General features: G+C 43.9%; 10 protein-coding genes. 2 read left to right on the forward strand and 8 right to left on the reverse strand.

Annotated features, from left to right (window positions below; genetic code table 11):
* Positions 1-151: 151 nt before the first annotated feature.
* The 6 genes from K6Y31_RS08910 to proQ all read right to left on the reverse strand — a co-directional run bounded on the left by K6Y31_RS08910 (position 152) and on the right by proQ (position 12,892).
* Positions 152-5,008 carry an NAD-glutamate dehydrogenase gene (locus tag K6Y31_RS08910; RefSeq protein ID WP_233052441.1) on the reverse strand — a complete coding sequence of 1,619 codons (4,857 nt, stop codon included), beginning with the start codon at positions 5,006-5,008 and terminating at the stop codon, positions 152-154.
* Positions 5,009-5,135: 127 nt separating this feature from the next.
* Complete coding sequence (locus K6Y31_RS08915; RefSeq protein WP_233052442.1) at positions 5,136-5,357, reverse strand: DUF2835 domain-containing protein; 222 nt, start codon at positions 5,355-5,357, stop codon at positions 5,136-5,138.
* A 54-nt stretch (positions 5,358-5,411) separates the two neighbouring features.
* On the reverse strand, positions 5,412-8,027 hold the full coding sequence (gene pepN / locus K6Y31_RS08920) for an aminopeptidase N (protein ID WP_233052443.1): 2,616 nt from the start codon (positions 8,025-8,027) through the stop codon (positions 5,412-5,414).
* A 136-nt stretch (positions 8,028-8,163) separates the two neighbouring features.
* Positions 8,164-9,567, reverse strand: coding sequence for a sodium-dependent transporter (locus K6Y31_RS08925; protein WP_233052444.1), 1,404 nt, complete (start codon positions 9,565-9,567; stop codon positions 8,164-8,166).
* 682 nt (positions 9,568-10,249) lie between these two features.
* Positions 10,250-12,250 carry a carboxy terminal-processing peptidase gene (prc, locus tag K6Y31_RS08930; protein ID WP_233052445.1) on the reverse strand — a complete coding sequence of 667 codons (2,001 nt, stop codon included), beginning with the start codon at positions 12,248-12,250 and terminating at the stop codon, positions 10,250-10,252.
* A 15-nt stretch (positions 12,251-12,265) separates the two neighbouring features.
* A complete protein-coding gene (proQ, locus tag K6Y31_RS08935; RefSeq protein WP_233052446.1) occupies positions 12,266-12,892 on the reverse strand; it encodes an RNA chaperone ProQ in 627 nt (208 codons plus the stop codon).
* A 406-nt stretch (positions 12,893-13,298) separates the two neighbouring features.
* Between proQ and K6Y31_RS08940 the strand changes: the two genes are divergently transcribed.
* Both K6Y31_RS08940 and K6Y31_RS08945 read left to right on the forward strand, forming a co-directional pair.
* Positions 13,299-15,089: an ABC transporter ATP-binding protein gene (locus K6Y31_RS08940; RefSeq protein ID WP_233052447.1), complete on the forward strand. Its 1,791-nt coding sequence runs from the start codon at positions 13,299-13,301 to the stop codon at positions 15,087-15,089.
* Positions 15,090-15,099: 10 nt separating this feature from the next.
* A complete protein-coding gene (locus tag K6Y31_RS08945; protein WP_233052448.1) occupies positions 15,100-16,104 on the forward strand; it encodes a helix-turn-helix domain-containing protein in 1,005 nt (334 codons plus the stop codon).
* On the opposite strand, the gene K6Y31_RS08950 is transcribed toward K6Y31_RS08945, so the two are convergent.
* Together K6Y31_RS08950 and K6Y31_RS08955 are read right to left on the reverse strand one after the other, a co-directional pair.
* Positions 16,101-17,123, reverse strand: coding sequence for an alpha/beta hydrolase family protein (locus K6Y31_RS08950; RefSeq protein ID WP_233052449.1), 1,023 nt, complete (start codon positions 17,121-17,123; stop codon positions 16,101-16,103). The genes K6Y31_RS08945 and K6Y31_RS08950 overlap by 4 nt on opposite strands.
* A 267-nt stretch (positions 17,124-17,390) precedes the next feature.
* Complete coding sequence (locus K6Y31_RS08955; RefSeq protein ID WP_233052450.1) at positions 17,391-19,097, reverse strand: sodium:solute symporter family protein; 1,707 nt, start codon at positions 19,095-19,097, stop codon at positions 17,391-17,393.
* Positions 19,098-19,099: the final 2 nt, after the last annotated feature.

Genomic DNA, 19,099 nt, shown 5'->3' on the forward strand with positions numbered 1-19,099 from the left:
ATATATTTGTTAAACAAACTTGTGCACTTAGCATGTTGCTATACCACGCAGCGGGTATTCACATTTGTTTCGCACACAATAAAGGGGCATAAGCCCCTTTATGTTCCCTTTTTAAGTTTGCTAGGCGCTCTCTATACCTAAGTCTAACCCTTTATTCTTGTTCCGTATTGGCAAGACAATTTAGGTTAAGCAGATTAAGTTCTCGCAGTGCTACCGAGAACTTGGCAAATTCATGGGTTGAGCTAGTTTTGAAATCCGCTAGCATGTGATACCAGCGCGCCAGTAACCCTTCATGTCTTTGCAACCAAGCGTCGAGTATGTTACCGCAGAAATCAGTTTCATGACAGGCAGATAATACCGCAGAAGCGAGGGATCTTTGTTGCCAATCAAGTTCTTCGCGAAATGATGCCCGTGCCAGTGCTTGCCAATGATTATCGACAACCAAGCCGTTAATTTGTGCCAAGAACCAATGCAGCTCTAGTTTCGCCCCGAGACTGAAGTAAATTTCCGCACACACCATCACGGTGCGCTGATGTTGCTCAGAAATTTGCGCTAAATCTAATGCTGAGAATAGTAGTTTTTGCTGACACATTAGCTGGGCTAATTTTTTTGGTACGCCTTGCTCAATCAGCGCATCACTTTGCTCATTAAGGGTGGCCACTTCGTCTTCTACTAACACATTAAGTAAGTTTTCTTGCAGCTGCTCATATGCCGGTTTGTAAAACTCAATATTCTCTGCGATGGTCCAATTACGATTGCGTAACCGCAAAAACCAACGAGTAGCACGGCGAATAGTACGACGCGTTTCACTCATCATGGCGACTTGGGTGGCTGCGGGTACCTTGTTATCAAGGGCTTCAATTTCACGCCAAATGGGATTAAGTGAGAAAATTTCTCGCGCCATCACATAGCATTTAGCAATTTCAGCATCAGAGGCGCCGGTTTCATCTTTCAGCCGTGAAACAAAGTTAAGACCCATGTCGTTAACAATTTGATTGGCTATTTGGGTGGCAATGATTTCACTGCGCAGTGGATGGTTACCCATTTGAGCAGCGTATTTTTGTTGTAATACTTGCGGGAATGCCGACACTAAGCTGTTTGCTAAATAGCCGTCATCGGTAATTTCAGGGCAGTTTAGGCTGTCTTTGAGCACCATTTTGCCATAGGCCAATAACACTGAAAGCTCTGGCCGTGTCAAACCTTGGTCATGGGCCAAACGCTCTGAAAGCTCGTCTTCGTTGGGCAAGTATTCTAGTGCTCGGTCGAGTTTTTTCTCTTTTTCCAAACTATGGATAAAGCGAATTTGTTCTTTTAAACTTTCTGCGCCAAGGCTTTGGGTGACAGAAATTGACTGTGCTTGACGATAGGCATTTTGCAACACAATTTGGCTGACATTAGCTGTCATATCAACCAACAATTTATTGCGCTGTTTTAAGGTTAACTCGCCATCACTGACCAGCCCGTTGAGGAGAATTTTAATATTTACTTCATTATCTGAACAATCTACCCCTCCCACGTTGTCGATAAAGTCGGTATCAATGCGGCCACCCTTAGTGGCAAACTCAATACGGCCCAGTTGGGTACAACCTAGGTTACCCCCCTCACCCACAACCTTAGCGTTAAGTTCACTGCCATTGATGCGCACGGCGTCATTGGCACGATCCCCCACTTGGGCGTCGGACTCTTTTTCTGATTTGATGTAGGTGCCGATGCCGCCATTCCACAATAGATCCACGGGCATTTTTATTAACTCGCGGATCAACTCATTGGGCGCCATGGCACGTTGAGTCGTGCCTAGCATGGCTTTAATTTCAGGCGTTAAAGTAATGGACTTAGCACTGCGCAAAAAGATGCCGCCGCCTTTGGATATGAGCTTGTTGTTATAGTCAGACCAACTGGATCCGGCAAGCTCAAACAACCGCTTACGCTCATCCCACGTGCGCGCCGCATCTGGCTCGGGATCGATAAAGATATGCATGTGGTTAAACGCGGCTTGTAACTTAATGTGTTTCGACAATAGCATGCCGTTACCAAACACATCCCCTGCCATGTCGCCAATACCGACACAAGTAAAGTCAGTGGTTTGGCAGTCAATATCCATTTCTTTAAAGTGGCGCTTAACAGACTCCCACGCACCTTTAGCGGTGATGCCCATTTTTTTATGGTCGTAGCCTTGGCTGCCGCCTGAAGCAAACGCGTCACCCAGCCAGAAGTTGTATTCGGCGCTAATTTCGTTGGCAATATCAGAGAAGGTAGCGGTGCCTTTATCGGCTGCAACCACCAAGTAAGGGTCGTCTTCATCAAGTCGCACCACTGCAGGAGGAGGCACAATCTCGCCGTTAATAATGTTATCGGTGATGTCCAGTAACGCACGAATAAAGATGCGATAACAACGTTGCCCTTCAGCAAAAATAGCACTGCGATCGCCGTCAACAGGTAGCTTTTTACAGACAAAACCGCCCTTGGCACCCACGGGAACAATCACGGTATTTTTAACTTGTTGCGCTTTCACTAAGCCCAGAACTTCGGTGCGGAAGTCTTCTCGGCGATCAGACCAGCGCAAACCGCCTCGCGCGACTTTACCGCCGCGAAGGTGGACCCCTTCGACATCTGGCGAATATACAAAGATTTCAAATACCGGACGTGGCCGTGGCATGTCGGTAATTTCATTTGGCTTGATCTTCATCGATAGATAAGACTTGGCTTTGCGCTTACCATCGGTTTGGTAGTAGTTGGTGCGCACCGTGGCTTGGATCATTTCTAGGAAGTGTCTAATGATCCGATCGTCATCTAAATTAACCACGTCGTCTAATTGCGCCATAATGGTTTCAATTAGCTTTTCTTGGTTGACGGACTTTTTCTGCTTGGGATTAAACTTAGCGTCAAATAGCGCGACAATTAAGCGCGATAACTCAGGATAACGATTAAGTGCGGCTTCAATGTAATTTTGGCTAAAAGTAGTACCCGTTTGGCGCATGTATTTGGCGTAAGCACGCAATACCACGGTTTGTCTGCCGGTTAAGTCGGCCCCCAGCACTAAGCGGTTAAAACCATCATCTTCCAGCTCACCTGACCAAACTTGGGCAAATGCATTTTGAAAGTCTTGCTGGCGGGTGTCCATGTTCAACGAGCCTAAGCCCGCATAAGTCATGGAGAAGTCTAAGATCCAGCCAACCGAGCCATCGCTAATTTTAACAGCATATGGCGTTTCACCAATTACCCTCAGTCCCATGTTTTCAAGCATCGGCAATACATCGGATAAATGAATGGGGTTGTTTTTATGAAACAGTTTAAGTTTGACATTCAGCGAGTCGGAATGCTCCTCTTGTGCGCGGTAAAACTGCATGCCAAGGGGATTATCCTCATTTAGCGCTTCAAGGGCTTGAATATCAGCAAGGGCGCTGCCGGCCAACATGTCGGCTTTGTATGCTCTTGGGAAGCCTTGAATGTATCGACCCGCAAGGGTGTTACCTTTGGCTTCACCAAAATGGGTAAATAAAGCGGATTGAACTTTGTCATCCCATGAGCGAGCCGCTTCAATGAGGTTGTTTTCAATTTCTTTCACGTCTACCTGCATTTCACTATTACTCACGCGTACGAGGTATTGCGTTCGGGCTAAAACACCCTCGGTAAAATAGGTATTAAATTCGACTTCACTGTCGGTTTTAAAATAGCGCGCCAGAATTTCTTGGGTTTTGATCCTTAGCGCCGTATTAAATCGGTCTTTGGTGACAAATACCAGACACGACATGTAGCGACCAAAAGCGTCTTTACGAATAAACAGCCGGGTCATGTCACGCTCTTGCATTTGTAGCACGCCCGTACCCGTTGTGAGCAGCTCCGATTCTTTGGCTTGCAGTAATTCGTCACGCGGATAGGTTTCAAGCACATTAACCAGGGCTTTATAAGCATGAGAGCCTTTGATTAGCCCTGATTTAACCATGATGTTTTCGACTTTATGGCGCACCATAGGTATTTGTGTCGCACTGCTGTTATACAACGACGACGCATACAGGCCAATAAAACGGTGCTCGCCAATCACCCGGCCTTGTTTATTAAATTGCTTGATACCGATATGGTCTATGTATGCTGGGCGATGCACGCGGCTTTTTACATTGGTTTTAGTTAAGATCAGCAGCTCTTCACTAGCCGCTTCTTCTTGTGCTGTTTTCGGCAATTGCGATAACAAGTGAATTTCTTGACCTTGACCTTTTTGCATTAAGCCTAAGCTGGTGTCCATTTTGGGGTTAATTTTATAATCCCCTTTGACCGCTTCAATAGCGTATTCACGATAGCCCATCATGGTTAAATTGTGCTCGGCTAACCAAGCTAAAAATGATAGCACTTGCGCTTTATGCTCAGGATCACCATGGTACGACGACTCTTTTAACTGCTTGATCACTTTATCAAGCTGCTGGCTCATCGGTTGCCAATCTTGTACTACAAGCTCGACGTCGCGCAGTACCGCTTGTAGGTCTTCAGCTAAACGAGATAAACAGCTGTTATCCGATTGACGATCTATCTCAATTAGAAAAACAGTCTCAAGTTTTAAGCCAGCGGGATCGCGTAAGTTACTGCTATCTACAATGCTTTCGATCTGCTGATCTTTATCTCGGATCAGCCCCATCGGTTGATGTAGCACTAAGTGTGAAGTGATGTTTTGTCGCTTTAGCGTCATCTGCACCGAGTCGACTAAAAAAGGCATATCATCGACGATGATTTCAATAATGCTGTGTGCTGATTGCCAACCGTGCTTTTCTAAAGACGGGTTATATACTTTAATGTAAGGCTCACTGCCCTGCCTTTGGTTGAGAGAGTTCCACAGACCGATAGCAGCGCCGTACATGTCGCTGTCATTTCGTTCGACTAAATCATGCTCTGCAATGTGTTGGTAAAGATGTAAAACAAACTCTTGCGCCAGCTTGGCTTTTGCCGCTGGTAGTTTATTTTTAACTAGATTAAGGACATTTTGCAGAATAACAGAGCTGGGTGATTCGGGTTTTACCATAATAAACCTCTAAGATATGAATATAGTCAGACACTTACTCATGAATAATAGCCAAACTAATATTACTTCATAGGGTTTTGTGGTGAATTTGTTTGAAAACGGTTAAGAATCGTTTTGATTTGTTAAGTTAAGCAGTTTTTTCCAGAGCAACAAACTTATTATCTGCGGTTAGGGTCAATTTAAAACGACCACGGATACCAAGCTGACTCAGCCAAGGAATAAACTTTACAGCAGGTAAGCGAATCGATTTTCCGTTATCAGCGATCACTTGTACATTGCGTACACTGCCGCGGTAGAGGGCTTCAAACTCTTGGTAGGTTACGTGAATTGAAAAGTGAAATTCTTGCATTTTTTTGCTCACAAAAAATGCGATAGCTGCGTTAACAGCTATCGCCTAGATGATTTACTTTATTTGATCTAAACCACGGGTAACTTTTTCGTAGAGATCTTTGGCTAATTCCGGCTCAGCTAACAGACGCTGCAACTGCGCGACCATTAATGCTTGACGTGTTGCGTCAAGACGTTTGAATTGGATCAGCGGGGTGATCAGACGAGAAGCCACTTGTGGGTTTATCTTGTTAAGCTGCAGTAATACATCGCCTAAGAATGCATAACCAGAGCCATCTATCGCGTGAAACAGCGCAGTATTAGCAGATACAAAACTGCCAATTAATGAACGTGTTCTATTAGGATTTTTGATGCTAAAGCTTGGATGTTCCATTAGCGCTTTGACTTGTTCTAAACAGTCTGGTGCCGGACTGGTTGCCGCTAGTGCAAACCACTTATCCATCACTAACCCATCATGACGCCACTTGCTGTCAAAATCAGCCATCAATTCAGCAAGACAGTCTAACTGAGCAACATTTGCCGCGCTAAGGGCGGCAAACGTATCTGTCATGTTATCACTTTGCTCATAGTGCGCTTTTGCCAATTCATTAGCATGCTCGGTTGCCACTCGGCCATACAGGCTTAAACAAATACCTGATAAGTTACGTTTTTCAACGGCTTGCTGCGTAAGCTCGTATGGTGATTGGCTGCGATTTGTAAGATACAGGCACAATAACTCATCAGACAACGCACCAGCCAAGGTATCGAGCATGGCTTTACGCGCCTGCGCAATTGCATCAACATCAACTTGTTCAAACAACTGCCACAGTGCGCTTTGACTTGGGAATGCCAAGATTTCTGCAATGAGTGCTAAGTCAGGCGTTTCATCGAGTAGCAGACTGCGATAGGCATCAATCACAAAATCAGGCAGTTCAATTGCTTGTTGCTGCTGAACAAGGGCGACATTAGTAATGAGGTACTTGTTGAATAAGTTATGGGCGGCATCCCAACGAGCAAACGCATTGGTTGCCGTTTTGATCAAAATCGCTAACTGTTGGTCTGTATAATCATATTGATATTTTACTGGCGCTGAAAAATCTCTAAACAAAGCAGGCACCGGCTTGCTTGCTACGTCAGTGAATTCAAACGTTTGTTCTGCTTGGGTAAAGTTAAGAACTTGACTAGCTGCGCCACCAACAAGAATACTTTCGCCTGCTTCACTTACCAATTCGATATCTAACGGAATATGTTGTGGTTGCTTCTCGGTTTGATCCGCTGTGGCTTCGGTTTTCTGCGTTAAATGTAAACGGTAAGTTTGACTGGCTTGATCATACTCATCCGTCGCGGTGACCAAAGGCGTACCAGACTGGCTGTACCAACGGCGGAACTGCCCTAAGTCGACACCTGAGCCATCTTCCATTGCTTTAACAAAGTCCTCACAGGTGACGGCTTGGCCATCAAAGCGTGAAACATAAAGCTTCATACCTGCTTGGAACTTTTCTTCGCCCAACAAGGTATGGATCATACGGATAACTTCCGAGCCTTTGTTATAAACCGTAACCGTGTAGAAGTTGTTCATTTCTATCACAGACTCTGGCCGGATAGGATGTGACATTGGGCCTGCATCTTCTGCAAACTGATGGTTACGCATAATTTTCACGTTGTTAATGCGATTAACCACGCGACTGCCTAAATCACTGCTGAATTCTTGATCGCGAAAGACTGTTAAGCCCTCTTTTAGACTTAATTGAAACCAATCGCGACAGGTAATACGGTTACCTGTCCAGTTGTGGAAATATTCATGACCGATCACCGCTTCAACGCCATCGTAATCGGCGTCAGTCGCTGTTTTGCTATTAGCCAATACAAATTTTGAGTTGAATACGTTAAGGCCTTTGTTTTCCATTGCGCCCATGTTGAAGAAATCAACCGCGACAATCATATAAATGTCTAAGTCATATTCAAGGCCAAAACGTTGCTCGTCCCATTCCATTGAGCGTTTCAGTGCGCCCATGGCGTAATCAGCGCGATCGAGGTTGCCTTTATCAACAAAAATTTCTAACGCCACATTGCGACCAGAAACGGTTTTGTAGCTGTCTTTTAAAACATCAAAGTCACCCGCAACAAGGGCAAACAAATAACAGGGTTTAGGAAACGGGTCTTGCCATTCTACCCAGTGCTTATTGTCAGCCAATTCACCATGCGCAACTTTATTACCGTTTGACAGTAGGAATGGGTAGCTGGTTTTATCTGCAGTGATCTTGGTACTAAACTTAGCCAGTACATCAGGACGGTCTAAATAGTAAGTAATACGACGAAAACCTTCTGCTTCACATTGCGTACAAAGGGCATCACCCGATTTGTATAAGCCTTCGCCCGAGAAATTTGCCTGAGGATCAATTTGGGTTTGAATTTCTAAATCAAATTCGGCGGGTACATTCAATAAGGTAATACCAAGCTCATTGACTTGATAGTCGGTGTAGGCTTGTCCGTTAATTTTGAGGTCAAGTAAAGTTAAGTGCTCACCGTTTAAGAATACTTGCTCGGCGGCTTGGTTTTGGCGCACAAAGTGAGTATTTGCAGTGACGATAGTGGCACTGTCTTCAAGCTGAAAATCTAATGCGAGAGTGGTAATGGTGTAATCTGGTGATTGGTAATCTTTTAAATGCTTAGCTTGAGGTTGCTGTTCCATAACTTTACCTAACAATGAGAAATTGCCTTAAGGCTGACAAAATTTATTCATTGGGTCAATTTTATTTAACAGTTAGTAAAAAAGGGCCAATTAATGGCCCTTTTAGTGCTAGTGCTTTCGCATAAGATACGCCTGATTAAAGGGTAATGATGCCTATTAGCTGGGCAAACACTATAGTGATTGCCACGGGTGCGATGAATTTCAAGCAAATATAAAATATGTTGAAAGCGACACTGCTAAGCACTATTTCTTGTTCAAGAATATGGCGTTTTACTTTCCATCCAACAAAGATGGCAGTAAATAAACCCGCTACCGGCATCATGATTTTAGAGGTTAAGTAATCGATAACATCAAAGAAGTTCTCGCCATGGCCAAACAACGACATTTTCGTCCATTCTGCACCAGTGAATGAGTAGATAGAGCCTAAACTTAACACCCAAATACCTAAACCAGATACGATAGCAGCAGGCCAGCGATTCATGCCTTTGCGCTCTACTAGGTATGCCGTTGCCGATTCAAGCAAAGCAATGGCTGAGGTAAAGGCCGCGAAAACAATCATTACAAAAAATACTGTACCAAACAGATCACCCATTGGCATTTTACCAAATGCAATCGGCAGTGTTTGGAACAACAAACCAGGGCCTGCGTTTGGCTCCATGCCATTGGCGAAAACGATAGGATAAATCGCTAAACCTGCCATCAATGCCACAATCGTATCGCAGATTGCGATCCAAATAGAGGTACGGGCAATAGACACGCCTTCAGGTAGGTAGGCGCCGTAAATCATCATAATGCCAGATGACAAGCTTAAGGTGAAAAACGCATGGCCGAGGGCTTCAAGCACACTTTGTATGGTTAATTTGCTAAAGTCTGGCGCGAACATAAACGCAGCAGCTTCACCAAAATTACCTTCGATAGCCGAGTAGACCATAACGATAGCAAGCAAGATGAATAAAGCAGGCATTAACGCAGTCACCGCTGTTTCTAAGCCCTTATTTAAACCTTTACCCAATACGAGCACTGTGGCAACAACCATTAAGGTAGTGCACAAGATAAGCTTGAACGGGTCACTTAACAGACCACCAAATAATGCGCCAACCGCATCAGCGTGGGCTGTGCCTGTATCACCCGCCGCGAGTGCCATTGCAGAGAACTGCCCGTCACCGGCGAAGAACACATAAGCGAGTGCCCAACCAGCAATCACCACGTAGAAACTCAAGATCAAAAAACCAGCCAATACACCGGATGTACCGAGTAAAGACCAGTGTGTAGTATGACCAGACTCTTGGGCCACTTTCGCGGCTGCGTTCGCTGGCGTTGAACGACCGCGCTTACCGATGAACGTTTCTGCCATCATCACTGGAATACCAATGAAGAGGATACAAAGTAAATAAACGATAACGAAAGCGCCGCCGCCATTTTCACCCATGATATACGGGAACTTCCAAATGTTACCTAAACCTACCGCTGCGCCTGTTGCTGCCAATATATAGGCAAAGCGGCTGGACCACCTTCCTGTGACACTCGTATTTGTATTCATTTTTTTAATAACTCTTTTTTAATATTGTGTTTGCAGCCGCAATATAATCATAAAAAACAAACGCCTGACAACTGACAAAAAGCTAGCAAATGGCAAATTTTAGCTATTTATGCTGGATTAAGCCTAGTTTATCGAGAAGTGATGCATAAATAATGCATAATTATTCCTTGGTGATGAATCCATCATGCTAGATGGAGGTTTTTTGTTGCGTTATTAGCTAGGATAATAATTAAAAACCAGTTTATATAACTGCTTTTTATTTAATCTGCAGATTATTAGATTGGTGAGGGAAAGTTAAATATGCCGTTGTTTCATGCAGTTTTACCGGATTAACACTTCAAATAAAAATGAGATATATTTTACATTTCTATTTTGTTAAATATTGTTAATTTAATTAACACAACTTAATAATCATGATTATTTTCTATAAAGCAGTGTCAATCACTGATAGATAGCTCAAATGCAAAACTATTGTTGCTATCATTTTCACGCAGTATTAGCTGAACTCAGTTACCTGAATTCTCGATTTATAAACGAGTGACCCTGTCATAAAAGGTGATGAATATGTTCCTATATGCTGTCTTTAAAACAAATTTCATTCCATGAAGGGCTCAAGATTTTAAATAACAAAAAACCCAAACAAAGGTTTGGGTTTTTAAGGTTACTTGAGGTTGTACTTAAACTAAGACTTGGCCAAATCCAATGTGATAGCCGCAGCTTCATCTAAATAAGGATCCGGTATCTCGATGTCATCAGGTACATCATCTAATTTGGTGACAGGCTTTTTGCCTAGACGTGCAAGACGTTCGTTAACACGCTTTAGCTCTTGCGCTTCTTTTTCTTCACGTAAACGTACTCGCTCAGCTTCAATAAGGCTGATCGTTTTTCGGTCTTTCTCTTTTTTATATTCTTCAATATCTTGATAAATATAAGCAAACTCTGGCGATGCTTGCATACGCGCTTTATGCTCTTTATCAAGCTCAGGTAACAGAGCACTGAAGCTACCTAGCTGGCTATAATTGGCTGGTTTAATGTGATCCCAAGGAAGTGCGTTATCTTCGACACTTTCGCCTGTTTCAGCAGCATCTATTGCCGTTGGGAATAGGATGTCTGGCACTACGCCTTTATTTTGTGTACTGCCACCGTCTATACGGTAGAATTTTGCAATGGTGTATTGCACATTACCCATTGGCTTTTCATAGAAGTCATAAATACGTGACACTTTGCGGTGTTGTTGCACTGTGCCTTTACCAAAGGTATTTTCGCCTAAGATAAGTGCACGACCATAATCTTGTAGCGCCGCGGCAAATATTTCTGATGCTGACGCGCTGTAACGATCAACTAATACCGTGAGTGGGCCGTCATAACTGACTTTACCGTCGGTATCGGCATTCACTTCAATGCGATTACGGTTATTGCGCACCTGCACAACTGGGCCGGAATCAATGAATAAACCTGTCAATAAAGTGGCTTCTGTTAATGCCCCGCCGCCATTACTGCGCAGGTCAATCACGATGCCTTTCACTTTTTCAGCTTTAAGCTTAGTGATTTCTTTGTCGACGTCTTGACTTAGATTGACATAAAAACTTGGAATGTCGATGACACCAATTTTTTCGTTATTTAAGTTGATGACTTCTGATTTGGCTGCGCGATCTTCTAAATGTACTTTTTCACGTACGATTGGCACAATTTTAGTGCCTGCGTCACTGCCTGCTTTGGCGGGTAACACTTCAAGCCTTACAGTGGTGCCTTTCGGTCCTTTGATCAGATCAACTACGTCATCAAGGCGCCAGCCAATCACATCCACCATTTTCTCATCGCCTTGAGCAACACCGACAATTTTATCATCGGCATTGAGGTTTTTTGTTTTGTCAGCCGGACCACCAGGGACCAAACTGCGTACCACGGTGTAATCTTCTTCGCCCTGCAACACTGCGCCAATCCCTTCAAGAGACAGGTTCATTTCCATGTTAAAGCGATCAGCATTACGCGGTGATAAGTAGCTAGTATGTGGTTCTATGGTGCGCGCGTAAGCGTTCATCACGGTTTGGAACACATCTTCGCTTTGTGTTTGGGTTAAACGTTTGATGGCATTGTCATAACGCTTGGTTAATATCTTTTTAATTTCAGGCCATTTTTTACCCGTTAATTTAAGATTTAATGCATCATGTTTAACTTTTTGACGCCAGATTTCGTTCAGTTCTGCGGTGGTTTTAGGCCAAGGCGCTTCACTGCGATCAAATACGTATTCATCTGGCGTATCGAATTTGATTTCTTCATCAAGCAACGTAAGAGCGAATTGAAAGCGCTCATAGCGACGTTGCAAGTTAAGGGCAAACATATCGTAAGTCGGCGCAAGTCGGCCTTTACTTAGATCTTCATCTAACTGCAGGCGAAACTTTTCAAATTGCTCTAAATCCGATTCAAGGAAAATATTACGATTATAATCAAGTTGCTTGATGTAACGGTCAAAGATTTCAGAAGAAAGTTCATCGTCAAGTAACATCGACTTATAGTGATTGCGACTAAAAAGTTGCGTTACTCGCTTACTCACCGTGGCATGCTGTGCCTCTTGCTCAAGTTTTGGTAATTGTTCAACATTGATATTTGGCTGAACGGCAAAACTTAAACCTGCAACACACAAGCTGGTAGCGATTAGCGTTAAGTGAAAAACTTTCTTCATAGGGTAATCCTTGTATTAAAGAATCAGATGCTGGGCTTTCACTTTCAATGTCATTCCTGACATTAACTGCACTTGCACATCGTCTTTATTGATATCTACTATAGTAGCAGGCACTGGCGCTTTACCCACAATCACCTTCACTTCTTGTGCCACTTTAAGCTGGCTAATCTCTGCTGGCACGTAAGTAACCTTTTCAGCAGGTTTGTCTGCTTTTGGCTTACTTGTACGGGCAGGTTTAGCTGATTTAGCGGGTACTTTCTTCGCAGGGTTCTTCGCTGCTTTCTCTTTTTCAGCCGCTTTGCGATCAGCGAATACTTTCGCTTTGCTTTCTTTTAGCGCTTTTTGAGCATGCTCGATATGTTCTGCTTCTAGTTCATCACCTTCTACGCCGTCAAGATCAACACGTTTTGCACCCGGTTTAACACCGTGCAAATAACGCCAGCTTGATGTGTATTGGCGTAGCGCCGAGCGCAATTGGGTTTTACTGACTTTATCATCATCGCCTAAACGTTCAGCTAAGTCTTGGAATATACCAATTTTGAGGGGCTTTGCCTCGCCTTCGGCGATAAAGCAAAGAGGGAACATTTCTACGAGATAAGCAATGATTTGCTTGTTGTTAGTCAATTTTTCAGTGTTTTCCATGTAAAACCTAAATCTCACTACGTTTGTATATAAGCGGTTAGCCAAAAACCACATTAGAGCGGTCGTATTCGTGAATGCTAACAAAAATATTCACGTTCGACCATGCTTGCGCTGAAGTTCGCTAACCCTATCTCATCCCGCCGCGTAAATCGAACAATAATTAAACTTAGTAACGTGATTATCCCGAAATTGATTCAATCTTAAGCACTTTTTAACTGCTTGAACTTTTTTTAACCATTCAAAGACCAAAACAACCTTAAACTCGGAACTAAACAACACAGCATAACACTGGGTACGTTGCGTAATGCTAATAAGCTCACTTTTTACCTAAGCAGCGAATAGTGAATAAAGTTGCGCGATTCAACTCACTCGCTAAAATGTGCTTCTTTTTAGTATAAGCATAACGATGATCCTTAATTCTTCTCAGCAATTTAGCTGGCGCAGCATTTTTAATAGCGCCAAACAGTTTAAAAAAGAAATTGTCATAGCCCACCTAATTGCCATTTTGGCCACCATTGCATCTGTTCCAGTGCCGTTATTAATGCCGTTAATGGTGGATGAAGTATTACTTAATTCGCCAGGTACGGCCATTAGGCTAATGGACCAATTTTTACCCCCCGATTGGCAGCAGCCAGCAATGTATATCGTTTGTGTATTGCTGTTAACCATCTTTCTGCGCACCCTTTCAGTCGCATTAACGGTATTTCAATCGCGTCAATTCACCATTATAGCCAAACATGTCACCTTTATGGTGCGCCGGGTGCTCGTAAAGCAGATGAGCAAAATAGCCATCAGTGAATATGAAACCATTGGCTCTGGCAGTTTAAGTTCACATTTTGTCACTGATGTAGAAACCTTAGACAAGTTTATTGGGGATACCTTAAGTCGATTTTTAGTCAGCGTGTTGGCGGTGTTGGGCACGGCGGTTATTTTGCTTTGGCTAAACTGGCAGTTGGGTTTGTTTATTCTGCTATTAAACCCCGTTGTTATTTATTTTTCCACTAAGCTAGGCAGCAAGGTTAAGCACCTAAAACGTAATGAAAACAGTGCATTTGAGCTATTTCAGCAAGCGGTGGTTGAAACCCTAGACAGTATTTATGAAATTCGCGCCGCCAATAAAGAGCGCCACTATATTGATCGCATAACCGATCGCGCTAAAGGCTTACGCAACAGCGCCATTGATTACTCTTGGCGCAGTGAAGCGGCAGGCAGAGCCAGTTTTTTAATCTTTCTGATTGGTTTTGAAATATTTCGCGCCACGGCCATGATCATGGTGTTATTTACCGACTTAACGGTGGGCGAAATTTTCGCCGTATTCGGGTACTTGTGGTTTATGATGGGGCCGGTTCAAGAGCTACTTAACATGCAATATTCCTATTTTGCTGCGTCAGCCTCTTTAAAACGCCTTAATTCGGTGTTAGCGCTTAATACTGAGCCTAAGTACCCTGTGACAAAAGATCCCTTTAAGGACGCCTCTGGCTTGTCCCTTTCTATTCGTGATTTACACTTTTCATACAACGAAGAGCTTGAAGTGATCCGCGGTATTTCATTAGATATTAAGCCCGGTGAAAAAGTCGCTTTTGTTGGCGCCAGTGGCGGAGGTAAATCAACGTTAATACATTTATTACTCGGCCTTTATCCACTCCAGCAAGGGCAGATATTATTTAACGAAGTGGACGTCACCGAATGTGGTTTTGAAACGATTCGCGATCACACCGCGACAGTACTGCAAAGTCCTAGCTTATTTAATGACAATATTCGCAACAATTTAACCTTGGGGCAAAACCTTGACGATGAGCAAATTTGGCAAGCTCTCGCAGTGGCCCAATTAGATGATTTTGTCCGTCAGTTAGACGATCAACTTAACACTCAAGTCGGTCAGCGCGGTGTAAAACTGTCTGGCGGTCAAAAACAGCGGATTGCGTTAGCTCGTATGGTGCTATCAGATCCCAAGTTAGTGATCATGGATGAAGCAACCTCAGCCTTAGATACTAAGACAGAAGCAAATTTACACGGTGCGTTGACTGATTTCCTCAAAGATCGCACCACGATTATCGTTGCTCACCGTTTATCATCGGTGAAACAAGCCGACCGGATATTTGTCTTTGAGGACGGTAAAATCAGCCAAACTGGACAACACCACTCTCTGGTGAATCAACCGGGTGTGTATCAGAGCCTTTACGGTAGTCACGAGTGAGAGTCGATCTATGTTAAGTATTCCACTGCCGTATATTGCTTCGCTGTTCTTCCTATTAATTACCGGCTTAGTTTGGGTTAAGCGCCCCGTGGCAGAAAATAGAATAACTGCTTTTTTATTACTGTGTAGCGCCAGCACTTTGGTTGTCGGACTTCGCTGGACCGTTGACATTCAACTGGTTAAGTTCTTACAACCTGTATTGGCATCTTTGCTTCCAGTGATGGCTTGGTATTGCTTCTACATGGCAGAGCGCGTGGCGTCATTTTCAGTTAAGCATGCGGTTGCTCCTAGCATCATTTTTCTCTGCTCACTAACCTACCCTTGGTGGACACCGCCCATTGATTTAATGTTAGTGGGTTTATTTGTTTGGTATGGCGTCAGATTGCTCCTTGCTGCTCAATCGGATCCTGAGCAAGTGAGGTTTTTTGATGTGCAAACCATCACTAATCTAAAGTACACCGCAGGTATTATGTTACTGTTCTCTGCTGCTATTGATGCCGCATTATCGATGGATATTGCGTTTTTCCAAGGCGAGAATGTATCTAATATTCTTACCTTTTCATATTTAGTGTTAATACCTACTTTGGCCATTGCCGTTTTGGTTGTGGGTTCACTCACATGTAGCCGCGACCCCTCCCCGGTTCCAGAGCAAGACGCGAGTAACATACACCTCGATTTCGATGCAGCAACAGATATAGTAGAAAAACTAAGCAGCCATATGGAACAAGAACAAACTTATCTCGATCCTAATTTAACCCTTGATCGACTCGCGAGAAAGTTGGGGCTGCCTAGCCGGCAAATATCATTGGCTGTCAATCTTATCTATCAGCGTAATGTGTCGAGAGTGATTAACGAATACCGTATAAGGCGCGCTCAAACGCTATTGAAAACGACCGAACTCAGTATCACAGAAATTTACCTTGATTCAGGCTTTAACACTAAATCAAATTTTAACCGCGAATTCAGCCGTATAACTTCAACAACGCCGAGCGCTTACCGCCGTGCTAACGATTAAATAGGTTGTGTTAAAAAACGATAAATATCTCTGAACATGATTTGGTGTAGCTGCTCCCGTGTTGTATCGACACCATCGCGACAAATGATACTGTCTCCGGCGTGCTCCTGCTCCAAGATCAGACTTGCTTGCGCCTTACATAACTGAATAAAGCTAAAATGCGCCGCTTTTTCATAGACTTTGTATCGCCGTGTTGAAATGGGCATATGCTCAGCTAAGTAACCCGATTCTAATGCTTGTGGCAGATCCCCAATATCAACCCCTGCAGCGAGAATAAGCGTTGGCACGTCAATCTTATTTAAACTGGTAACGGATAAGCTCCTCGCTAAACCAAGGTCTAAAATAATGGCTTTTGTAATGCGCTTGTCCAGCAGAGCTACCTGATTGGGTTCGTCGGGTTGCGGTTCGTTTAACCCAAGCTCTTCGCCTAAGCCACAGGTTCGAGGATTGTTATATTCTCGACATTGTTCTAGAAACACACCTCGGTCAAATTGAGCACCAATTAAATGCATTGCGCTCCAGCCACCTAGAGAGTGCCCAACAACTGAAATCTCGGCTTGGTCGATTATTGCTTGCCACTTTGTATCCGCTAATAAAACATCCAGTAACCGGACTAAATCATTCGCCCTTAGCCACCATTTTGAGGCAGAAAAAGCTGACTGATCAAAGCTAGTCGTTCCCGGATGATCAACAGCAGCCACGATCATTCCTTGCTCTGCAAGTGCAGTGGCGAGCCAATTTAAGTTGCGCCAATTGCCACGATAACCATGGGATAAAAGTACGAGGGGTCGTTTCATTGTGCTCAAGGATGCATTTTTAACCACAGTCGTGCCGATAAAAGCAATATTTTCACCGATTCTTTCTTTCGGTGTCGCCTCCTGAGTGGGATACCAAATACTGGCATTCACTTGCCGCGAGGCTTCACTTACCAAGGTAAACTGTTGGAACCCAACTGACGCAGCACTGGCTAAATTTGCGATACCGCTCAATATCATCAATATAATGCATTTAACTTTCATTGTTTCCTTTCCGCTCTGTTACAAAATAGAAACCTATTTTGCAACCATACGTCTAGCTTTGAGACTCAATACGCGATTGAGCACGTCCTAAATCAAGATTTAGGACAAAAACACAGTTCATTTACTTAGACTTGGGGTAGATAGCGTTTGTTTTTACAGAAAAAAGCATTTAAGGGAATGACAGGCTCAAACTTAATTAATCAAAATACTCAGCAACAAAAAAACCCAGCTCGCGCTGGGTTTTAACTTATTAAGAAAGGTTAACTCTTAGTGGTCTATTGCAGCGCCCGCTCCTTTCGGATAGCGAATGCTTTCAACCATGTCTTGTACCTCTTGCGGCGTTTCGGCTGTGACTTTATTCACTGCAATGGCCACCACAAAGTTCAAGATCATGCCTAGGGTACCAATACCTTCTGGTGAAATCCCAAACCACCAGTTATCTGGCGTGTTCATTTCAGGATTAATGAACTTGAAGAACACGATGTAAGCGGTAGTGAAAACGATACCTGAGATCATGCCCGCAATCGCCCCCTCTTTATTCATCTTCTTATAGAAGATACCTAAAATGATGGCAGGGAAGAAAGACGAGGCCGCCAGACCAAATGCAAAGGCAACCACCTGTGCCACAAACCCTGGTGGATTGATCCCCATGTAGCCCGCTGCAATAACCGCACCTACAGCACTTAATCGCGCGGCAAGCAGCTCTTGTTTTTCCGTCATATCAGGCTTGAGGCCTTTTTTCAGTAAATCATGGGCCACCGAAGTCGAAATAACCAATAACAAACCTGCAGCTGTTGATAGTGCCGCTGCTAAACCACCCGCAGCAAGTAATGCCACTACCCAGTTTGGTAGATTGGCTAGCTCTGGTGAAGCCAGTACAATGATATCGCGGTTAATGTCCATTTCGTTGCGGGCATCGCCTGAGTAGAACATGCGACCATCGCCGTTTTTGTCTTCCCACTTAACGAGACCTGTTTTTTCCCAGTTAGTTACCCAACCAGGTGCTTGTTCAGCTGGAACACCTTTTAAGTCTGGTCCATTGATTGAATCAATCATGTTAACTCGAGCAAACGCTGCAACAGCTGGCGCGGTAGTGTAAAGAATGGCAATAAAGATTAATGCCCAGCCCGCAGAGATGCGCGCATCTTTTACTTTAGGCACAGTGAAGAAACGAATGATTACGTGTGGTAGACCCGCTGTACCCACCATTAGCGCAGCGGTAATAAAGAACACGTCAACCATGGATTTGGAGCCATCGGTGTACTGGTTAAAGCCGAGCTCAGCAGAGAGCCCATCAATTTTGTCCAGTAAGTACATACCAGAGCCATCAGCCATGGTGCCACCAAAACCAAGTTGTGGTACTGGGTTACCTGTCATCATAATTGAAGTGAAGATTGCAGGTACCATAAAGGCAAAGATCAACACACAATATTGAGCAACTTGGGTATAGGTAATACCTTTCATGCCGCCCATTACCGCGTAGAAAAACACGATACACATACCGATGATGATACCCATGTTGATATCAACTTCGAGGAAGCGTGAAAACACCACACCCACGCCACGCATTTGACCTGCAACGTAAGTAAAAGATACAAAAATTGCACAGAAAACAGCTACCATACGCGCAGTTTGCGAGTAATAACGGTCACCTATGAAATCTGGCACGGTAAATTTACCGAACTTACGTAAATAAGGAGCAAGACACAAGGCAAGCAGTACATAACCGCCGGTCCAACCCATTAAGTAAACGCCACCGTCATAACCGATAAAAGAAATAATACCGGCCATTGAAATAAACGATGCTGCTGACATCCAATCAGCCGCCGTCGCCATACCGTTTGCAATGGGGTGCACACCACCGCCAGCCACATAAAACTCGCCCGTTGAAGCCGCACGTGCCCAAATGGCAATGCCAATATATAGGGCAAACGTAATGCCGACTAATATAAAGGTCCAGGTTTGAATATCCATAT

The sequence above is a fragment of the Motilimonas cestriensis genome (assembly GCF_021295315.1).
Lineage (GTDB): Bacteria > Pseudomonadota > Gammaproteobacteria > Enterobacterales > CBDFNC01 > Motilimonas > Motilimonas cestriensis.